Origin of the sequence: Diaminobutyricibacter sp. McL0608 (assembly GCF_039613825.1) — a bacterium.
GTDB lineage: Bacteria > Actinomycetota > Actinomycetes > Actinomycetales > Microbacteriaceae > Diaminobutyricibacter.
In genome coordinates this window covers 224,180-243,318 of the sequence record NZ_CP154826.1, presented here as the reverse complement: position 1 = coordinate 243,318, position 19,139 = coordinate 224,180, and the positions used below count along the sequence as shown (strand labels likewise).

Sequence of the window (19,139 nt, the reverse complement as noted above, 5' to 3'; positions counted from 1 at the left end):
GGCGAGACCGAAGTAGTGCGGCGAGAGGGCGCTCACGCCTCGAACTCGAGCTGCACGCGCAGCATCCCGGCGAGGCTTTCGAGCTCCGCCCGCACGCCGTCGCGGAGCGCAGGCGCGAACGGCTCGTCCTCGTGGATGCGGTGCACCCGCAGCAGGGTCGCCGGCAGGTCGGTCGTCGCGTCCACTTTTCCGACGAGCCGGTCCCCGTCGAGGATGGGCAGCGCGTAGAAGCCGAACCGGCGCTGCGGAGCCGGCTTGTACATACCCAGCTGGTAGTCGAACGCGAACAGGTCGACCATGCGCTTGCGCTCGAACAGAAGACGGTCGAACGGGGACAGGATCGCGACCCGACCTTCGAAATCGCGATCGAGCTGCGCCGGATCGACCCGCCACACACCACGGACACCCTCGATCACGGCCGGCTCCCCCGCTTCCGCGACGACCAGCGGTTCGACCTGCGCATCAGGGCCGCGACCGCGGGCGATGCCGAGCGACCGCAGCCGGCGCGCATCACGCTCGCGGGTCGCGTCCGATTCCGGAACCGCCGGATCGTGGGGGTAGATCCGCTCGGCGAGATCCCACTGGCGTTCCCGGCCGAGCCGACCGGCCACGGCGACATCCCCTGCTGCCTCCATGAGCTCGAGCATCATCGCGACATTGCGGCCGTCGTTCCAGCCCGTCGACTCCCACGGCTCGACGCAGGTGTCCGGCAGGTCGCGCGACAGCATCGGGCCGCCGTGGCGGAGCCGCCCAAGGATGTCACGGCGACATCCGTCGTTCGCACGCAGCCACGCGCCGCGATGCTGCTTCCACGGTCGCGCATCCGACCCGGGCCACGCCTGCATCCCTGCCCGGTAGAGCGCGATGTCGTGCGCCGCGCGGATCATGCTCTGGAGCTCGACCACGACGTGCTCCCCGAGCGCCCGCTGGAGCTGCTCGGGACGGTAGAGCCGGCCGAGGCGGCTCCAGAGCACCAGATCGGCACTCGGCGCGACGGCCGCGGTCGGTTCGTACTGCAGGAGCGTGAGCCGGCGCACGGTGTCGAGGAGGTCGACCGGACGCGCCGCGTCGAGGAGCTGGGCACGCACAGCGATGCGACGCGCCTCCTGCCTGGTCAGCCGGTGCGGTTCGGTCACGTCACCATATTTCCCGGTCCGGCAGCAAAGCGACAGGGCCCGGCGCCAGATCGGCGACCCCTCGGCCGAAGGCGACAGGCCATACGGGTCAGGATTCGAGAAGCGTCCCGTCGGAGGCCCGCAATAGGCTGAACGCCATGGAAATCGCCGACAGCCACGACCGAATCCGCGTGCAGGGCGCCCGCGTCAACAACCTCAAAGACATCAGTGTGGAGCTGCCGAAGCGCCGCCTGACCGTGTTCACCGGCGTCTCCGGTTCGGGCAAGAGCTCCCTCGTGTTCGGCACGATCGCCGCGGAATCGCAGCGCATGATCAACGAGACGTACAGCGCGTTCGTGCAGGGTTTCATGCCGACGCTGGGGCGGCCGGATGTGGACGTGCTCGCCGGGCTCACGACCGCGATCATCGTCGACCAGGAGCGGATGGGCGCCAACGTGCGCTCCACGGTCGGCACCGCGACCGATGCCAACGCGATGCTGCGCATCCTCTTCAGCCGGCTCGGCCAGCCGCACATCGGCTCTCCACAGGCGTTCTCGTTCAACGTCGCCTCGGCGACCGGATCGGGCGCGATCACCATCGAGAAGGGTGCGGGGACGACCAAGGAGCGGCGCGATTTCACCCTCCTCGGCGGCATGTGCCCGCGTTGCGAAGGGATGGGCGTGGTCAACGACATCGACCTGGCCGAGCTCTTCGACGGCAGCAAGTCGCTCGACGAAGGCGCGATCACCGTGCCCGGGTACACCGCGGCCGGCTGGAACAGCAGGCTCTACAAGGAGTCGGGCTTCGTCGACCCGAGCAAGCCGATCCACGACTACACGGAGACCGAGCTGCACGACTTCCTCTATCACGAGCCGATCCGGATGAAGATCGCGGGCATCAACATGACGTACGAAGGGCTCGTCCCGCGCATCCAGAAGTCGATGCTCGCCAAAGACAAGGAGTCGATGCAGCCGCACATCCGGGCCTTCGTGGATCGCGCGGTCACCTTCAGCGCCTGCCCGGACTGCGGCGGCACCCGGCTCAACGAGGGCGCACGGTCGTCGCGCATCGCCGGTCTCAACATCGCGGACGCGTGCGCGATGCAGATCAGCGACCTGGCCGAATGGGTGCGCGGCCTCGACGAGCCGTCTGTCGCACCCCTGCTCGCGGGCCTCCAGCAGGCACTGGACTCGTTCGTCGAGATCGGGCTCGGCTATCTCTCCCTCGACCGTCCGGCAGGCACGCTCTCGGGCGGCGAGGCGCAGCGCACCAAGATCATCCGCCACCTCGGGTCGTCGCTCACCGACGTCACCTATGTGTTCGACGAACCGTCCATCGGACTGCATCCGCACGACATCCAGCGGATGAACGAACTCCTGCTGCGGCTGCGCGACAAAGGCAACACGGTGCTCGTCGTGGAGCACAAGCCGGAGATGATCGCGATCGCCGACCACGTTGTCGACCTCGGCCCGGGCGCGGGTTCGGCCGGCGGCACCATCTGCTTCGAGGGGACACTCGACGGGCTGCGGTCGAGCGGCACCCTCACCGGTCACCATCTCGACGACCGGGCCGCGCTCAAGGATGCGGTGCGCGCGCCGAAGGGAACCATGCCGATCCGCGGCGCGACGGCCCACAACCTCCAGAACGTCGACGTCGACATCCCGCTCGGCGTGCTCGTCGTCGTGACGGGAGTCGCCGGCTCGGGCAAGAGTTCACTCGTGCACGGGTCGATCCGCGAAGACGAAGGCGTGGTGTCGATCGATCAGGCTGCGATCCGCGGGTCGAGGCGGAGCAACCCGGCGACCTACACGGGGCTGCTCGACCCCATCCGCACCGCATTCGCGAAGGCGAACGGCGTGAAGCCGGCGCTGTTCAGTTCGAACTCCGAAGGCGCGTGCCCCAATTGCAACGGTGCGGGTGTCATCTACACCGACCTCGGAATCATGGCCGGCGTCGAGACCACCTGCGAGGTCTGCGAGGGCAAGCGCTTCGATTCGTCGGTGCTCGAATATCACCTCGGCGGCCGCGACATCAGCGAGGTGCTCGCGATGCCGGTGACCGAAGCCGCGGAGTTCTTCGGCTCGGGCGACGCGCGCACTCCGGCCGCCCACACCATCCTGAACCGGCTCGCCGACGTCGGCCTCGGCTACGTCAGCCTCGGCCAGCCGCTCACCACGCTGTCCGGCGGCGAGCGGCAGCGGCTCAAGCTCGCGACGCACCTGTCGGAGAAGGGCGGCGTCTACATCCTCGACGAGCCGACCACCGGGCTCCACCTCGCCGACGTCGAACAGCTTCTCGGGCTGCTCGACCGTCTCGTGGATTCGGGCAAGTCGGTCATCGTGGTCGAGCATCACCAGGCGGTGATGGCGCACGCCGACTGGATCATCGACCTCGGGCCGGGTGCCGGGCACGACGGCGGGCGCATCGTCTTCGAGGGGACGCCCGCGGACCTGGTGGCTGCGCGATCGACGCTGACCGGCCAGCACCTCGCGGCGTACGTCGGGGCGTGACCGCCCGCGTTTCGCACTAGTTCTGTCTCACCGCACCAGGTCTACGTAGTGCGGTGAGACAGAACTAGTGCGATGGTGGCCGCGCGGCCTCAGTTGCTGTGGCAGACGGGATTCGCCAGCTCGGCAGGCAGGATGTTCTGCGCGCAGATGACCGAGCGGTCCTGCAGAACCCATGTGCCATCCACCCACTTGAAGAGCTGGGTGATCTCGGCGTCTGTCAGGCCGACGCCGGCCACCCCCCACACACCGGAGCAGTCGTGTTCGCCGACCTTCCCGTCCCGCCCGGCCGCCGTGAGCGCTGCCTGAAGCGCAGCCGCGCTGCAGTCCGGCGCGGCTCCTGCCGTCGGCACCGGCGTCGGGGTGGGAGCAGGCGTACCGGACGGCGTGCCGCCGTAGGCGATCGCTCCCATCGGGCCGCCGATGCTGCCGATCCGCGTCCATGCGGTCCCGTCGGTGCTCGTCAGCACCTGCGACACGACGAGCGCGTGCGAAGGGTTCGGCAGGTCCGACTCCTCCGTGGTCGCCAGCCAGCGCCCCGCCCCGAACCCGACGGACTCGACCGACTTCTGGGTGAGCCCGGTTGCGGGCGCGACCTGCCAGTGCGTGCTGTCCGTGCTGACGGCGATCACGCCATCCGTCGGCGCTCCCCCGAATTGGGGCCCCACGGGACTGGCCGTGATCAGCCAGTCGGCCGGGCTGTATGCGACGTGCGGATTCGTCTGGGTGCCGAGCGGGTCGTCGTTCTGCACCGTCCACGCAGAACCGTCAGCACTCTCGTAGGTGAGAAGTCCCGCCTTCTGCATGCCACCGGCGACCGCAATCCATTTTCCGCCCCCGAAGCCGACCGACTCGAACCCGTCGAGCCCGGCAGTCTGGATGGCACCGGTGATCGTCGTCATCGGATGCCACTGGCTCCCGTCCGCGCTCGAGTACACGAGGCCGGCGCTGTCATAGACGAAGCCGGCGTCGCCTAGATGCGGGGTCGGGGTGCCCACGGCCACCCACTGTCCGTCACCGTAGGCGACGCCGGTCAGGCGGCCGGGCACGCTGGCCACCGTCGTCCAGGTTCGGAGGTCCCGGCTGGTGAGGATGGTCGACTGCGGTGACTGGATGGACGGCGGGAGCCCGACGGCGACCCACAGCCCGCCGCCCCACGCGAGCCCGGTCACGATCTGCTGAGGGATCAGCCCGACGGCATTCCAGGTCACTCCGTCTGCGCTCGTCTGGATCTTCGTCTGGCCCACGATGCCCGTTCCGTCGCTGGACGCCCAGGATGCGGCGACCCACGCGTTCGCACCCGACCCGACGGGCTGCGCATAGACGGTGCCGGTGCCCACATCCACCAGCGAGAGCGAGTCGACCCTCTTGCCCGGCTGGACCGCGATCACCGAGGAGGGCGCGTAGCCCTTCCACGTGGGTCCGATCAGGTGAGCAGAGGGCAGGGCGATGAGCTGCGGCGGTGTGAGCGGGTTGCCGCAGTTGCATTTCACCCGCGGCGTTCCGGTCGCGTCGACCATGACCGCGGTGCCGGCCTGAAGCACCGAAAGGAGTGACGTCGCAACACCGTTCCGGTAGCCGTGGTTGCCGACCAGCGTGTCGCTGTTCAGCAGCACAGGCGTCAGGGACGCGACGTATTTCGGGATGCTCGCGACCGAGATCCCGAGGACGTGAGCCCAGGCGGCCGCCTTCTTCGGGTTCGCAGCGAGGAAGTCGACCAGCTTCTGCGGATCGCAGATCGTGGCGTTGCCACTTCCTCCGTAGAGTCCGGGTGCGGTGCCGGTCGCGACGGGTATCTTCGTGCTCTTCGCCGTCGGCAGGGTGGTGCGGAGCTCGGCGCTCTTCTTCACGACCGAGTCGGATGCCGACGGGAGAGAGGCACCGGCGACAGTGTCGGTGAACGGATTCGCGCCCGGGGTCGACGACGGAACCAGCGTCACCGCCGTGCCGGCCGAGCTGTTGCCGACGGCGATCGCAGTGACGGACAGCGCGGCGATCACGATCACGGCGACGATCGCGCCTGCGATCCACCACCACACGCGTCGCTTCGATGGAGCCGTCGGCTCTGACATCTCAGCGTCGCGGCCGTTCCGGTGGCATCCACCCGATCAGCACAAACTGATAATAGCTCACTTTAGGTGTCGGCGGGCGATTCGCACTTGGTGAGCGCGCGCGCACTCGTACCTCGACGTGCGCTCGGACAGAGCGAGTGCGGTGGCATCAGTCGCCGGACTCCTCCGCGTCGGGCTGGAACCGGTACCCCATGCCCGGCTCCGTGAGGATGTACCGCGGCCGCGCCGGATCGGGCTCGAGCTTCTTGCGCAACTGGGCGATATAGAGACGGAGATACCCGCTGTCGCCGACGTGCTGCGGGCCGCGGATGTCGGTCAGGATGCTGCGCTGCGTGACCAGCTTTCGCGGATTGCGCAGCAGCACCTCGAGGATCTGCCATTCGGTGGGCGTCAGCCTGACCGATTTAGCCGTGTCACCGCTCCCGATCGAGACGATCTTCGCGCTGAGATCGACCGAAACCTCGCCGAAGCGCACGATCGGTGCATCCTCACCCGTCCCGCCTCCCCTGCGGGTGAGGGCGCGGATACGGGCGAGCAGTTCGTCCGCCGCAAACGGCTTGATGACGTAGTCGTCGGCGCCGGCATCCAGCGCGCCCACCTTGTCGGCCGAGTCGGTGCGGCCCGAGACGACGAGGATCGGCACAGCGTTCCACCCGCGGATCGCCTCGATCACCTCCCGCCCGCTGAGCTGCGGCATGCCCAGGTCGAGGACGACCAGGTCGGGCCGGGTGTCGACCACCGCGGCGAGCGCGGCCTTCCCGTTGCGCGCGAGAGTCACGTCGTAGCCGTGCGCGCTCAGGATGATGCGCAGAGCGCTCAGCATCTGGGGGTCGTCGTCCGCGACCACGATCTTCACGTCACGCATCCCCATCCGCGTCCGAACCCTGCTCGATGGGCAGCGACAGCACCATGGTGAGTCCTCCGCCCGGCGTGTCCTCCGGTTCGAGGACGCCGCCCATGCCTTCAACGAACCCTTTCGTGAGCGCCAGCCCGAGCCCGATTCCCGCCGTGTTGTCGGTGTCGCCCATCCGCTGGAACGGGTGGAAGATCTCCTCCTTGCGCTCGTCGGGCACGCCCGGCCCGGAGTCGGCCACACGGATCTCCACCATGCCGCTGAACGCGCTGGCGCTGATACGCGGCGGCTCGCCCTTCGGCGAGTAGCGCAATGCATTGGTGAGCAGGTTGACGATCGCCCGCTGCAGCAGGATCGCGTCGGCCCGCACCTCGGGGAGGTCGGACGGAACGTCGACGACGACGTCGCCCGGTCTGACGAAGAGTTCGTCCAGAACGGGAGGGAGGATGTCTTCGAGGTCCACCGCGCCGAGGGAGATCGCCAGCACGCCCGCCTGCACCCGGCTGACATCGAGCAGGTTGGTGAGGAGGTCCGACAAGCCCTGGAGACTCTGCTCGGCGGTTTCGAGCAGTTCCTCTTTGTCCCGTTCCGAGAGCCTGCCGTCTGCCGATCGCAGGCTGGTCACCGCGGCGGTCGCAGCCGCGAGCGGACGTCGGAGGTCGTGTCCGACCGCCGCGAGGAGCGCCGTCCGCACCCGGTCGGTCGCTTCGAGGGGTCCGACCTCTTTCGCGGCCGTACTGAGGTCGAGATGCTCGAGCGCGGCATCCAGTTGCGTGACGATGACAGTGAGGAGCCGCCGGTCCTCGGCACGGAGGTCCTCGCCGAACAGTTCCAGGGTGCCTCGCGATCCAACCGGAACCATGGTCGGATGCTCGTTCTCGTCGACCGTTCCATCGGTGGTCACAGTGTCGGCGGCGATCAGCCGCACCCCCGTGAGCCCGAACGCCTCGCGGGTGCGGGACACCAGCGCTTGCACCGCGTCGCCTCCGCGGATCACGCCGCCTGCGATGGTGGCCAGCAGCTCGGACTCGGCGGATGCTCGCGCGGCCGAGCGGGTGCGCCTCGCGGCCTGGTCGACGACCACGCTGACGAGCACGGCGATGACGACATAGAGGGCGAGCGCGAGAAGGTGGGTCGGCCGGCCGATCGTCAGCGTGTAATACGGTGCGACGAAGACGTAGTCGAGCGTGAGCCCCGACAGGATCGCCGCGAAGAGGGCGGGCCAGATGCCGCCGACGAGGGCCACGACGACGACCAGCAGCTGGTAGGCGAGGGCCGCGGCGGTGAGCGAGTCGGGGCTGCGGATCGGCAGCAGCAGGAGGGTCAGGAGCGGTCCCGCGATGAGCGCGAGAGCGAACCCGTAGACACGGCGCCGCACGCTCAGGGCACCGCTTCGCCTGAACTTCGGCAGGTTCCGTCCGCCCGCCGCCCCGTGCGTGACGATGTGGACGTCGATGTCGCCGGACTCGCGGACGACCGTGGCCCCGACTCCCGACCCGGTGAGGAGCGCGGTCAGGCGGCTGCGCCGGGAGACGCCGATGACCAGCTGGGTGGCGTTGCTGGCCCGGGCGAAGGCGACCAGCGCCTCCGGGATGTCCGTCCCGACCACCTGATGGAATGTCCCGCCGAGCTCTTCGACCAGTTTGCGCTGCACGGCCAGGGCTGCCGGATCCGTCACCCGCAGTCCGTCCTGGCTCGCGACGTGCACGGCGAGGAGCTCCCCGCTGCCCGACCGCGCGGCCACGCGTGCGCCTCGACGCAGGAGGGTCTCCCCCTCCGGGCCTCCGGTGAGCGCCACGACGACGCGTTCCCGCGCCTCCCATTTCTCTTCGATGCCGTGCTCGGCGCGATAGCGCTGGAGTGAGCTGTCGACCTCGTCGGCGAGCCACAGCAGGGTGAGTTCGCGCAGCGCCGTCAGGTTGCCCAGGCGGAAGTAGTTCGAGAGCGCGGCGTCGATGCGGCTGGCTGGGTACACCTGACCTTCCGCCAGGCGGTCGCGCAGGGACTGCGGGGTGAGATCGACGACCTCGATCTGGGTGGCGCTCCGCACGATCGAATCGGGGATGGTCTCCCGCTGCGGAACCCCCGTGATCTGTTCGACCACATCGTTCAGCGATTCGATGTGCTGCACGTTGACGGTCGAGATCACGTCGATTCCTGCGGCCAGGATCGTCTCGACGTCCTGCCAGCGCTTCTCGTTCAGCGAGCCCGGCGCGTTCGTGTGGGCGAGCTCGTCGACCAGCGCGATGTCGGGGTGGCGCGCGATCACCGCATCCAGGTCCATCTCGGTGAGGGTGATGCCGCGATGCTCGACGGTCTTCCTGGGGATGAGCTCGAGCCCGTCCAGAATGGCGGCCGTCGCCGCGCGGTCGTGGGTTTCCACGACCGCGACGGCGACATCCTTGCCCGTGTCCCGCAGCCGGTGTCCCTCTTCGAGCATCATGTACGTCTTGCCGACGCCGGGTGCTGCGCCGAGAAGCACCCGGAGTCGTCCGCGAGTCCCCACGAGCCCTACTCGTTTCCGGCCGGGTCCAGCTGGGCCAGCGCGAGGTTGAGCTGCAGCACGTTGACCGTGGGCTCGCCGAGATAGCCGAGGTCGCGCTGCTGGGTGTGCGACTCGACGAGCTTCTTCACACTGTCTGCGCTGATGCCGCGCGCCTGCGCGACGGCGTCGACCTGGAGGAGGGCGTACGCCGGCGAGATGTGCGGGTCGAGCCCCGAACCGGATGCGGTGACCGCATCCGCCGGGATCTGGCTCGCGACGACGCCATCCGTCTTCTCGATCAGCGACTTGCGCTGATTGATGGCTTTCAGCAGGTCAGGGTTGTCCGGTCCCCAGTTGCTTCCGCTGGAGGCGCCGGCGTCGTAACCCGTGCCCGCCGCCGACGGTCGGGACTGGAACCACTGCGGCAGTGGGTCGCCCTTCTTGTCGGTGAACGACTGGCCGATGAGGCTGGAGCCCACGACCGTGCCCTGGTAGCTGATCGCGGACCCGTTCGCCTGTGCCGGAATCGCGAGCTGCCCGATGCCGGTGATGACGAGCGGGTAGACGACTCCGAGCACGACGGTGAAGAGAGCCAAGGCCCGCACCGCGACCCAGAATTGACGACCCGTTCCGCGTACTGACGCGTTCATGATGTGTGTCCGTTTCCGATTTTCTAGAATCCGGGGATCAGGCTGACGATGAGGTCGATCAGCTTGATTCCGATGAAGGGGGCGATGATTCCGCCGAGTCCGTAGATCAGCAGGTTGCTGCGCAGCAGCAGGGATGCGGATGACGGCCGGTAGCGCACGCCGCGGAGGGCGAGCGGGATCAGAATCACGATGATGAGTGCGTTGAAGATGATCGCCGACAGGATGGCCGACGACGGCGAGTGCAGCTGCATGATGTTGATCGCGTGAAGCCCGGGGAACACTCCGACGAACATCGCCGGGATGATCGCGAAGTACTTCGCGACGTCGTTGGCGATCGAGAACGTGGTGAGCGCCCCGCGGGTGATCAGCAGCTGCTTGCCGATGCTGACGATGTCGATCAGCTTGGTCGGGTCGGAGTCGAGGTCGACCATGTTGCCGGCCTCTTTCGCCGCCGACGTCCCCGTGTTCATCGCGACGCCGACGTCGGCCTGAGCGAGCGCCGGAGCGTCGTTCGTGCCGTCACCGGTCATCGCGACCAGGTTTCCGCCCTCCTGTTCTTTGCGGATCAGAGCCAGCTTGTCTTCGGGGGTGGCCTCGGCGAGGAAGTCGTCGACGCCGGCCTCGGCGGCGATCGCCTGGGCCGTGATCGGGTTGTCACCGGTGATCATGACGGTGCGGATGCCCATCCTGCGCATGTCCGCGAAGCGGTCGGCGAGTCCGGTCTTGACGATGTCCTTGAGGTAGATGACCCCGAGGATGGTCGCGGCACCGGTCGGGGACTTCGTCGCGACGGCCAGCGGTGTGCCACCGGCTCGCGAGATCGCGTCCACCTTCTCGTCGAGGTCGCTGAGGATGGACGAGGCGATCGGCCCCGATTCCTGCGCCCACGCGATGAGCATCGACGCAGCGCCTTTGCGCACCTGGCTGCCGTCGGCGAAGTCGACTCCGCTCATCCGCGTCTGGGCCGTGAACGGCACGACCTCGCCGTCCAGCTCGCCGACCTGCACGAAGCCCTGCTTCTCGGCGAGCGCGACGACCGAGGAGCCCTCGGGTGTCGGGTCGCTGAGCGAGGCCTGCGCGGCCGCCTTGACGAGGTCGAGCTGCTCGACACCGTAGACCGGCGTGAACTCGGCTGCCTGACGGTTGCCGTAGGTGATCGTGCCCGTCTTGTCGAGGAGGAGCGTGGTCACGTCGCCTGCCGCTTCGACCGCACGGCCCGACATCGCGAGCACGTTGTGCTGAACGAGCCGATCCATTCCCGCGATGCCGATCGCCGAGAGGAGCGCGCCGATGGTGGTCGGGATGAGGCAGACCAGCAGGGCGACGAGCACGGTCACGCCCGGTGCCGCATTAGCGAAGCCGGCAGTCGGACCGAGCACGAGCACGACGACCACGAAGATGATCGTGAGCGCGGCCAGCAGGATGTTCAGTGCGATCTCGTTCGGCGTCTTCTGGCGCGACGCCCCCTCGACCAGCTTGATCATGCGGTCGACGAAGGTCTCGCCGGGCTTGCTCGTGATCCGCACGACGATGCGGTCGGAGAGCACGCGGGTGCCTCCGGTGACGGCGCTGCGGTCACCGCCGGACTCGCGGACGACCGGAGCAGACTCGCCGGTGATCGCCGACTCGTCGACCGAGGCGATGCCCCAGATGATGTCGCCGTCGCCCGGGATGAGTTCCCCTGCCGTCACGATGACGACATCGTTCAGGCGGAGATCAGCGGACGCGACCTGGGCGACCTGCGCGCCGGTCGCCGACGCATCCGTCTTCTCGTCGTAGTCGGCGACTCGGTTGGCGACCGTGGTCGTGCGCGTCTTGCGCAGGCTGGCCGCCTGGGCCTTGCCGCGGCCTTCGGCGACCGACTCGGCGAGGGTGGCGAAGAGCACGGTCAGCCACAGCCAGATCGCGATCGCCCAGGTGAAGGCGAGCGTGACCGGCGATCCGCCCGAGGTCTGCGGGCCGAGGAACGGCTGGGCGATCGCAAGGATCGTCGTGAGCGCCGCGCCGATCTCCACGATGAACATGACGGGGTTGTGCCACATGTCCTTCGGGTTGAGCTTGCGGAACGCTCCCGGGAGGCCGGCGATCAGCTGCCGGGCATTGAATGCGCCCTGCGGCGCCTTCTGTCCCGACGAGCGACCCGTCGGTGAAGAGGTGTCAGTGAGTGTGGACATTGTGGTTAGTGAAGCCCTTCTGCCAGGGGACCCAGCGCGAGAACGGGGAAGTACGTGAGTGCTGCGACGATGACGACCGTGCCCACCACGAACGTGACGAACAGTGGACGATGCGTCGGCAACGTGCCGGCCGTGGCGGGCACCTTGTCCTGTGCGGCCAGCGAACCGGCCAGCGCGACCACGAAGACGATCGGGATGAAGCGCCCGAGGAACATGACGGCGCCGAGTGCTGCGTTCAGCCACGGAGTGTTCGCCGTGAGTCCTGCGAATGCCGAACCGTTGTTGTTCGCGGCCGACGTGAACGCGTACAGCACTTCCGAGAAGCCGTGCGGTCCGGGATTCCAGATCGAGACCTTTGTGATGCTCTGCTCGACGGCAGGAATCGCGAAGCTGAGGCCCGTGCCCAGAAGAACAAGGGTGGGTGTCATCAGGATGTACAGGCTCGCCAGCTTGATCTCGCGAGACCCGATCTTCTTGCCGAGGTACTCCGGGGTGCGTCCGACCATGAGGCCGGCGAGGAACACCGCGATGACGGCGATGATCAGGATGCCGTAGAGACCGGACCCGACACCACCGGGCGCCAGCTCACCGGTCATCATGTTCAGCATGGTGATCATGCCGCCGAGCGGTGTGAAGCTGTCGTGCATCGAGTCGACTGCACCGGTCGAGGTCAGTGTCGTGGCATTTGCGAACAGCGTGGATCCGAGGATTCCGAATCGCTGCTCCTTGCCTTCCATCGCTGCACCGGCAGCCTGCGTCGCGCTTCCGCCCGCCTGCAACTCGAACAGCGTGATCGAGATCAGCGTGATCAGGAAGATGGTCGACATCGCGCCGAGGATGGCGTATCCCTGTCGGTTGTCGCGGACCATCCTGCCGAACGTGCGCGGAAGCGAGAACGGGATCAGCAGGAGCAGGAAGATCTCGACGAGGTTGGTCCACGCCGTCGGGTTCTCGAACGGATGCGCAGAGTTGACGTTGAAGAAGCCACCACCGTTCGTTCCGAGTTCCTTGATCGCCTCCTGCGAAGCAACGGGCCCGCCCGGGATCGTGGCGGTCGCACCGGTCACGCTCGTCACATGCTCGAAGCCGTTGAAGTTCTGCACGGCGCCGCCGATGACCAGGATGATCGCAAAGACCACCGAGAGCGGCAGCAAGATGCGCAGGGTCGCGCGGGTCACATCCACCCACAGGTTGCCGATGGTGCCCGAGCGGTGCGAAGCAAAACCGCGCACCAGGGTCATCGCCACAGCGATGCCGACTGCTGCAGAAAGGAAGTTCTGCACCGCGAGGCCGGCGATCTGCACCGTGTAGCCCATCGTCACTTCAGGCGAGTAGGACTGCCAGTTGGTGTTGGTCACGAACGAGATCGCCGTGTTGAACGAGAGCCCCTCAGGAATCGCAGGGAGCCCGAGTGAGTAAGGCAGGATCGCCTGGGCGCGCTGCAGGGCGTAGAGGAACAGCACGCCGAGCACCGAGAAGATGAGGACGCTGCGGAGGTAGACGGGCCAGCTCTGCTCGACGCGGGAGTCCACGCCGATGAGCCGGTAGAACCCGCGCTCGATCTTCAGGTCCTTCTTCGAGGTGAAGGTCGCTGCCATGTAGTCGCCGAGCGGGCGATAACTCAGCCCGAGCAGCAGGACGAGCGTGGCCAGCTGGGCCACGAAAAGCCAGAAGGGCATCTAGAACTTCTCCGGCTTCAGCAGGGCGTACACGAGGTACGCGAGCGACGCGACGGCGAGCCCCGCCGCGAGCAGGTTGAAGAAGATCACAGCTTCTCCACCCCTCTGCCGACCAGGGCCACGATCGCGGCGAGCGCGAGGATCCCCAATACACAAACGATGTCAAGCACCGAATTTCTCCATCCGCGGGTTCGCATCCGCCGGCTGACGGAATGCGGGATCCGGCGACCTGCCGGAACCCAAGGACTCATGTAACTAGCCGGGAGGGGCCGCCGACCGAGTCCTAACGGAACCCATACGGTTCCGAACCGAGTCCTAACGTGATCCATCCGGCAGCGACGCCCCGCGTCAGCGACCCGTTAGCATTCCGCCCTCAGCCGTATGGAGTTCGCAAGGATCCTGCGGGCGCCGCGAAAACCGGCGCATCCTGAGTCGGTGGTTGAATTCCTGCGAAGGCTTTCCGAAGGCGACAAGCTCTGGGGCACGGTCGATGTCTCACCGGCGAACCGGAGCATGTGGCGACGCGTCCGGTTGACCGTCTATCCCCCGGGGACAACGAGTGCCGAACGACGCGCGCTGCACTTCGCGCACACCTGGCCGATCGGGGGCGCCATCCTCGGACTCGTCCTCATGGCAACGGTGGGCAGCGCGTGGCCGCCAGTCCTGGTCAGCGTGGCGATCGTCGCTCTGTATCTCGCCGGGTTCTGGTTCGGGGCCCGACTGACGCGCCCGCTCCGGAACCGCATCCGCTCGCTCTCGGTCGTCAGCGTCTACGTCCGCGGCGAGCTCGAGGAGTACGGGGACGCCGCGCTTCTCCGCGACACGGCCGCATCCTTCGAGCAGTTGGATGCCCGGCGCCGCGCCGGCGAACTGGATCCGATTCACTACGAGGCGCAGTGGGCCGCGATCTACGACACTCTGCCGAGCGGAAAGGCCGTCGTCCGGGCCTGAGCGTCTACGCTCCTTCGACCTCGAAGTACAGGTGGGTGTGGAGACGGCAGCCTTCGTTGAAGACGGAGCCGCAGCTCGGGCAGTCCAGCACGGTCAGGTAGGTCGAGATCGTCAATTCGGTCTTGCACACCCCGCACAGGACGGCCTTCGTCTCCCGCGAGGCCACCGGCCACTGCCGCGCCTCGTGGTCCTCGGCCTCCGAATGGCAGAGGTGACACGGGTAGTAGCGCCCGCAGCACGCGAAGCGGATCGCGATGATGTCCTTCTCGGTCCGGTAGTGGATGCATCGGGTCTCGTCGTCGACGGTCGCTCCGTACACCCGCATCATCGTCGGCTCCCCGCGTGGCCGCCGCGTGCGACCAGGGCGTCGCCGAGTTCGTCCGCGTGCTTGATCGCGAGCACGAGCATCGTGGAGGTCATGGCGACGATGTTCGTCCCGGCCCGGCGCGCCCGGTACGCCTCCCTGACCCGGCTCGCGTGGGACGCGATCACGGGGATGCTCGTGGTGGCGACCATGAGCACGGTGCCGACGGCTTCGGGGTTCGCGCCGAACCGGCGGAACCGGCCGACGAGACGTTCGACGGTCTCGAGCATGTCGGAGACGCGGGTCGTGAGCGAGACGAGCGCTGCCCCAAGGATGAGGATGACGATGCGCACCGTGTTCCACACCGCAGCAGTCTCGCCGACGAAGAGGAGCTGGCCGGCGACGGTGACGACGATGATCCAGCGCATCAGGTGGACCTGACGGAAGAGCTGGCTGCGAAGCATGCCGGCCAGGGCATATGCGCCGACGACGAGAACGCCCCACGCGGCCAGGAGCGGGCCGTTCGGTGTCAGGGAGATCAGTGTGACGATGACGATCATCAGCGCGAGCTTGACCCCTGCGGGCATCCGGTGCACCGGGCTCGAGCCGTCGACATGGACCGGAATCACGCGAACGCCTCCTCATAACGCGCGATGACGTCGCCGGGCTCGCCGCGGTCGACGAGCCCGCCGCCCTCGAAGCGGATCGCGATGTCGCACCGGGCCGCGAGTCTCAGGTCGTGGGTGACGAGCACCAGCTGCTGGTCCATCTCGTCGAGGAGGAACCGTTCCATGCGGCGACTGTTCACAGCGTCGAGCAGCGCGGTCGGCTCGTCTGCGACGACCAGTGACGGCCCGGACACGAGAACCGCACACAGGCTGAGGAGCTGCTTCTGGCCGCCGGAGAGCAGGTGCGCCGGGGCGTCGCGGAGCTCGGCGAGGCCGAACTCCTGCAGGGCCGCCTCGACCGTCGCCGCCCGCTCCGCCTTGCTGAGATCGCTGCCCCTCAGGGAGTAGGCGACGTCCTCGGCGACGGTCGGCATGATGATCTGCGCATCCGGGTTGCTGAAGACGAAACCGACCCGGCGGCGCAGTTCCTTCTGCTGCCGGACCGTGTCGAGTCCGTGCACGCGAACTGTTCCCGAGGTCGGCCGGGTGAGGGCGTTGAGAAGCCGGGCGAACGTCGACTTGCCTGAGCCGTTGCTGCCGATCACGGCGATCCGCTGTTCGTCCAGCGTCACCGAGACATGGGCGAGCGCCGGGACTCCCCCGAACTCGACAGTGGCATCGTCGAAGACGATCTGACGGTCGCTCACCGGACCACCTCGAACAGTGCTGCGACTCCCAGGCCTCCGCCGACCGCCGCCGTGGCGAGGCCGAGACTGCCCGCCGGTGCACCCGCACGCACGAGCCGCGAGAACAGCCTCACGACCGCGATCGCACCGCTCGCACCCCACGGGTGTCCCAGTGCGAGCGCGCCACCCTGGGCGCAGACGCGGGGATCGGTGCGGCCCTCGCCGTGCAGTCCGAGCGACTCGAGAACGGCGAGAGTCTGTGCCGAGAAGGCTTCGACGATCTCGATGGCGGCCACATCGTCGAGGGAGCTGCCGGAGAGGTCGAGGACGCGCTCGACCGCGGGAACCGGGCCGATGCCGGGAAGGGCGGGGTCGCATCCGACAGCCGCCGAGGCGACCAGGCGGAGTCCCGGCGCCGAGCCGCGAAGCGCATCGTCGACGATCGCGACCGCGGCCGCCCCGTCGCTCACGCGACTCGAATTGCCGGCGGTCACTGCTCCGCCTGCGAGCGGCGGAAATCGGTGGAGCATGCGTTCCAGATCGGCGCGGGGGCCGTCGTCCGCGGTCGTGGAGCCGACCGCGACCAGCTCGTCGGTGAACAGACCGGCGCGGATGGCCCGCTCGGCCGCGCGGTGACTGCGCAGCGCATACGCGTCCTGCTCGTCACGGGAGATGCCGAACCGCCGCCCGAGAGCCTCGGCGGCCGGAATCATCTCGGGGTCGTGGTGGCCCGGCGGAGCGAACGCGGCCCGCGTATACGGCTGCCCGTCCATCACCCGGACCGGCGCGGTCGATGCGCTCTCCGCACCCCCGGCGACGACGGCCTCGGCATCACCGGCCCGAATCATGCCGGCCGCCGTGATGATGGCCGAGAGGCCGCTGCCGCACTGGCGGTCGATGGTCATTCCGGGAACGGCGACGTCGAGTCCCGCGGCGAGCGCCGCCACACGTGCGGTGTTCCCGCCGGGACCCATGCAGTTGCCGATGACGACGTCGGCGACCGCGAGCTCGCCGCGGGTGCAGCTCTCCGCGTCGTCGACGGCCGCGCGGATCGCTGCGGCCGCCAGCGCATCCACCGGATGCTGTGCCAGCCGCCCGCCGCGCGTGGCGACGGGAGTCCGCCGCGCCGCCACGATCGTCGCCGTGCTACGTCCCAAGGCGGGGAACCTCCCCGTTCGCGACGGCCTCGCGTACGCGCCCGCGTGCGGGCTTGCCCGTCGCGGTCAGAGGGATGCGCTCCATCCTGTACCAGAGGCGGGGCCGGTGTGGCAGCATGAGCGCCGAACGCATCCGCTCCCTGAGCTCGGGTGCGGTGAGCAGGACATCCGGGTCGAACTCGACGACAGCGGTGACGAGCGAATCGGTTCCGTGGGCTGCGTTGCCGAACACCACGGCCTCGCGGATGCCCGGCACCGTTCGCAGCACGGCCTCGACCTCCTCGGGAACCACCGTCGCGCCGGCCGTGAGGATCGCACCATCAGCCCGGCCGCGGAGCGTCAGCCGACCGGCGGCGTCGATCGCCGCCAGGTCGCCCACAGTGGCCCAGCCGTCGTCCATCGCGAACGGGCCCTGCTCGTCGCCCGCATAGCCGGCGGCGAGATACGGCGAGCGCACCCACAGCCGGCCGTCTCCATCGAGCCGGGATTCGACGTCCGGGAACGTGCGGAGCCCTGAGCCGTCGTCGTCGAAAGCGACGAACGAGAGCTCCGCGGCGCCGTAGTACGTGACGACCCGGATGCCGAGTTCGGCGGCACGCCTGCGCAGCGCCGGGTCGAGTCGGGCGCCGCCGACGAGAGCGGCGGTGAGGCGGTGGGACGCGCCATCCTCGACCAGGTCGAGGATGCGCTCGAACAGCAGCGGGGTCGCGTGCACGTGGGTCGCATCCGCCAGGTCGTCGGCTGCCGGCCGGCGCAGGCGCGGGAGCCGGATGCTGTGCCCGAGGCTGCGCGACATCGCGATCGAGAACATGGACATCGACGACACCAGGTGGACGGGGAGATACACGACCGACTCGGCGGTGAGCCCGAGGAGCCGGGCGATGTCCGGGTAGGACGACGACCAGGACCCATCCGATCGCAGGATCAGTCGGGGGCTGCGCGTGCTTCCCGACGTCAGTGTCGCCCACGCGAGCCCGGCAGGGGCGGACAGGCTCCGGCAGGTGAGCTGCAGGTCGAGCCATTGTTCTTCTTCCCAGCGGTCGTCGCCGATGACCGGGATGCCGCCCGACTCTCTGACGGCGAAAGCCTCGACGAGTGCCTGCAGTGCATCCGGCGTGCGGATCGGCTCGATGCGAGCGCCACGGCCGCCGTGCTCGGCGGCGCGCGCAGTCACAGCGGCGTCGAAGTCTGCGCCCTGAAGGCGCGACTCCCCCCGTGAGATCCAGCCGGATCGGGTCATCCCGCATCCACCAGGTCGTCGGGTTTCTTCGCCCTGGCCGCGTGACGCGTGGCGTACGCCGTGAACGCGGGCGGGTACGCGCGCCACAGCAGCATCGTGATCGTGGCCGCGAGCACCGCCTTGAGGATGTCGCCAGGGATGAACGCGAGGCTGAGCAGTGCGGTCTGCGGAATCGGGATGTGCGTCACCCAGGCCTGCACGGGGATGCCGATCGCATAGATGACCCCGATGCCGCCGACGAGACAGGCGATGAACGCCCGCAGCCAGGTCGGCTTCTTGCCGCCGGCCCAGAGGATCAGCCCGATGACGAACGATCCGGCGATCCAGCCGAAGAGGTACCCGGCCGACGGGCCGACGAAGACGCTCACCCCGCCACGTCCGCCCGAGAGCAGGGGAAGCCCGAGGGCGACGAGCACTTCGAACACGATCACGGAGAGGGCCCCGAGCCAGGGCCCGAGGATCGCCCCGGAGAGCATGACCCCGAGGGTCTGCGCAGTGATGGGTACCGCGCCGCCGAACACCGGGATGGCGCCGGGGAGGCCGAGGACGGCGATCAGGGCCGCGAACACCGCGACTTTGGCGAGGTCGCGCGGGTCGATTGCACGCTGTGTCTTCACGGGCTCTTCTCCTGTCGGGATCCTGAACGCCGTTCACCTGA

At 68.4% G+C, this 19,139-nt stretch carries 16 protein-coding genes; 2 read left to right on the top strand and 14 right to left on the bottom strand.

The features are described 5' to 3' along the window. Positions 1-32: 32 nt before the first annotated feature. Positions 33-1,136, bottom strand: coding sequence for a winged helix-turn-helix domain-containing protein (locus AAYO93_RS01100; RefSeq protein WP_345763185.1), 1,104 nt, complete (start codon positions 1,134-1,136; stop codon positions 33-35). Positions 1,137-1,273: 137 nt separating this feature from the next. Here AAYO93_RS01100 and AAYO93_RS01095 point away from each other — a divergent pair, with 137 nt between their 5' ends. Further along, the gene (locus AAYO93_RS01095) at positions 1,274-3,625 is read left to right on the top strand and encodes an excinuclease ABC subunit UvrA (protein WP_345763184.1); all 2,352 of its coding nucleotides are present in this window, start codon (positions 1,274-1,276) and stop codon (positions 3,623-3,625) included. An 89-nt stretch (positions 3,626-3,714) separates the two neighbouring features. On the opposite strand, the gene AAYO93_RS01090 is transcribed toward AAYO93_RS01095, so the two are convergent. The 7 genes from AAYO93_RS01090 to AAYO93_RS01060 all read right to left on the bottom strand — a co-directional run bounded on the left by AAYO93_RS01090 (position 3,715) and on the right by AAYO93_RS01060 (position 13,625). Next, positions 3,715-5,694 carry a DUF6777 domain-containing protein gene (locus AAYO93_RS01090; protein WP_345763183.1) on the bottom strand — a complete coding sequence of 660 codons (1,980 nt, stop codon included), beginning with the start codon at positions 5,692-5,694 and terminating at the stop codon, positions 3,715-3,717. Positions 5,695-5,842: 148 nt separating this feature from the next. Further along, a complete protein-coding gene (locus AAYO93_RS01085) occupies positions 5,843-6,550 on the bottom strand; it encodes a response regulator transcription factor (protein ID WP_345764933.1) in 708 nt (235 codons plus the stop codon). Position 6,551: 1 nt separating this feature from the next. Beyond that, positions 6,552-8,990 carry an ATP-binding protein gene (locus tag AAYO93_RS01080; protein ID WP_345764932.1) on the bottom strand — a complete coding sequence of 813 codons (2,439 nt, stop codon included), beginning with the start codon at positions 8,988-8,990 and terminating at the stop codon, positions 6,552-6,554. Positions 8,991-9,058: 68 nt separating this feature from the next. Next, positions 9,059-9,682 carry a K(+)-transporting ATPase subunit C gene (gene kdpC / locus AAYO93_RS01075; protein WP_345763182.1) on the bottom strand — a complete coding sequence of 208 codons (624 nt, stop codon included), beginning with the start codon at positions 9,680-9,682 and terminating at the stop codon, positions 9,059-9,061. Between the two features lie 23 nt (positions 9,683-9,705). Next, on the bottom strand, positions 9,706-11,856 hold the full coding sequence (gene kdpB / locus AAYO93_RS01070; protein ID WP_345763181.1) for a potassium-transporting ATPase subunit KdpB: 2,151 nt from the start codon (positions 11,854-11,856) through the stop codon (positions 9,706-9,708). Between the two features lie 5 nt (positions 11,857-11,861). Beyond that, positions 11,862-13,535, bottom strand: coding sequence for a potassium-transporting ATPase subunit KdpA (gene kdpA / locus AAYO93_RS01065; RefSeq protein WP_345763180.1), 1,674 nt, complete (start codon positions 13,533-13,535; stop codon positions 11,862-11,864). Beyond that, positions 13,536-13,625: a potassium-transporting ATPase subunit F gene (locus AAYO93_RS01060; protein ID WP_345763179.1), complete on the bottom strand. Its 90-nt coding sequence runs from the start codon at positions 13,623-13,625 to the stop codon at positions 13,536-13,538. 345 nt (positions 13,626-13,970) lie between these two features. Here AAYO93_RS01060 and AAYO93_RS01055 point away from each other — a divergent pair, with 345 nt between their 5' ends. Beyond that, positions 13,971-14,486, top strand: a complete 516-nt coding sequence (locus AAYO93_RS01055; RefSeq protein WP_345763178.1) for a DUF6611 family protein — start codon at positions 13,971-13,973, stop codon at positions 14,484-14,486. 4 nt (positions 14,487-14,490) lie between these two features. Here AAYO93_RS01055 and AAYO93_RS01050 read toward each other — a convergent pair whose 3' ends face one another. Genes AAYO93_RS01050 through AAYO93_RS01025 form a run of 6 tightly spaced genes read right to left on the bottom strand, consistent with a single transcriptional unit; the run spans position 14,491 to position 19,098 of the window. Then, on the bottom strand, positions 14,491-14,814 hold the full coding sequence (locus AAYO93_RS01050; RefSeq protein ID WP_345763177.1) for a CHY zinc finger protein: 324 nt from the start codon (positions 14,812-14,814) through the stop codon (positions 14,491-14,493). Continuing rightward, the gene (locus tag AAYO93_RS01045; protein ID WP_345763176.1) at positions 14,811-15,419 is read right to left on the bottom strand and encodes an energy-coupling factor transporter transmembrane component T family protein; all 609 of its coding nucleotides are present in this window, start codon (positions 15,417-15,419) and stop codon (positions 14,811-14,813) included. The genes AAYO93_RS01050 and AAYO93_RS01045 overlap by 4 nt, the downstream gene beginning before the upstream one ends. Then, the gene (locus AAYO93_RS01040; RefSeq protein ID WP_345763175.1) at positions 15,416-16,105 is read right to left on the bottom strand and encodes an energy-coupling factor ABC transporter ATP-binding protein; all 690 of its coding nucleotides are present in this window, start codon (positions 16,103-16,105) and stop codon (positions 15,416-15,418) included. Before AAYO93_RS01040 ends, AAYO93_RS01045 begins: the two co-directional genes overlap by 4 nt. After that, on the bottom strand, positions 16,102-17,241 hold the full coding sequence (locus AAYO93_RS01035) for a thiolase family protein (protein WP_345763174.1): 1,140 nt from the start codon (positions 17,239-17,241) through the stop codon (positions 16,102-16,104). The genes AAYO93_RS01040 and AAYO93_RS01035 overlap by 4 nt, the downstream gene beginning before the upstream one ends. Continuing rightward, positions 17,231-18,481 carry a class I adenylate-forming enzyme family protein gene (locus AAYO93_RS01030; protein WP_345763173.1) on the bottom strand — a complete coding sequence of 417 codons (1,251 nt, stop codon included), beginning with the start codon at positions 18,479-18,481 and terminating at the stop codon, positions 17,231-17,233. Before AAYO93_RS01030 ends, AAYO93_RS01035 begins: the two co-directional genes overlap by 11 nt. Next, positions 18,478-19,098, bottom strand: coding sequence for a biotin transporter BioY (locus AAYO93_RS01025; protein ID WP_345763172.1), 621 nt, complete (start codon positions 19,096-19,098; stop codon positions 18,478-18,480). The genes AAYO93_RS01030 and AAYO93_RS01025 overlap by 4 nt, the downstream gene beginning before the upstream one ends. Between the last annotated feature and the right edge of the window lie 41 nt (positions 19,099-19,139).

Coding starts and splice junctions, on each gene's coding strand:
- AAYO93_RS01095 (WP_345763184.1), top strand. CDS start 1,274: ATGGAAATCGCCGACAGCCACGACCGAATCCGCGTGCAGGGCGCCCGC.
- AAYO93_RS01090 (WP_345763183.1), bottom strand. CDS start 5,694: ATGTCAGAGCCGACGGCTCCATCGAAGCGACGCGTGTGGTGGTGGATC.
- AAYO93_RS01080 (WP_345764932.1), bottom strand. CDS start 8,990: ATGATGCTCGAAGAGGGACACCGGCTGCGGGACACGGGCAAGGATGTC.
- kdpC (WP_345763182.1), bottom strand. CDS start 9,682: ATGAACGCGTCAGTACGCGGAACGGGTCGTCAATTCTGGGTCGCGGTG.
- kdpB (WP_345763181.1), bottom strand. CDS start 11,856: ATGTCCACACTCACTGACACCTCTTCACCGACGGGTCGCTCGTCGGGA.
- kdpA (WP_345763180.1), bottom strand. CDS start 13,535: ATGCCCTTCTGGCTTTTCGTGGCCCAGCTGGCCACGCTCGTCCTGCTG.
- AAYO93_RS01050 (WP_345763177.1), bottom strand. CDS start 14,814: ATGATGCGGGTGTACGGAGCGACCGTCGACGACGAGACCCGATGCATC.
- AAYO93_RS01030 (WP_345763173.1), bottom strand. CDS start 18,481: ATGACCCGATCCGGCTGGATCTCACGGGGGGAGTCGCGCCTTCAGGGC.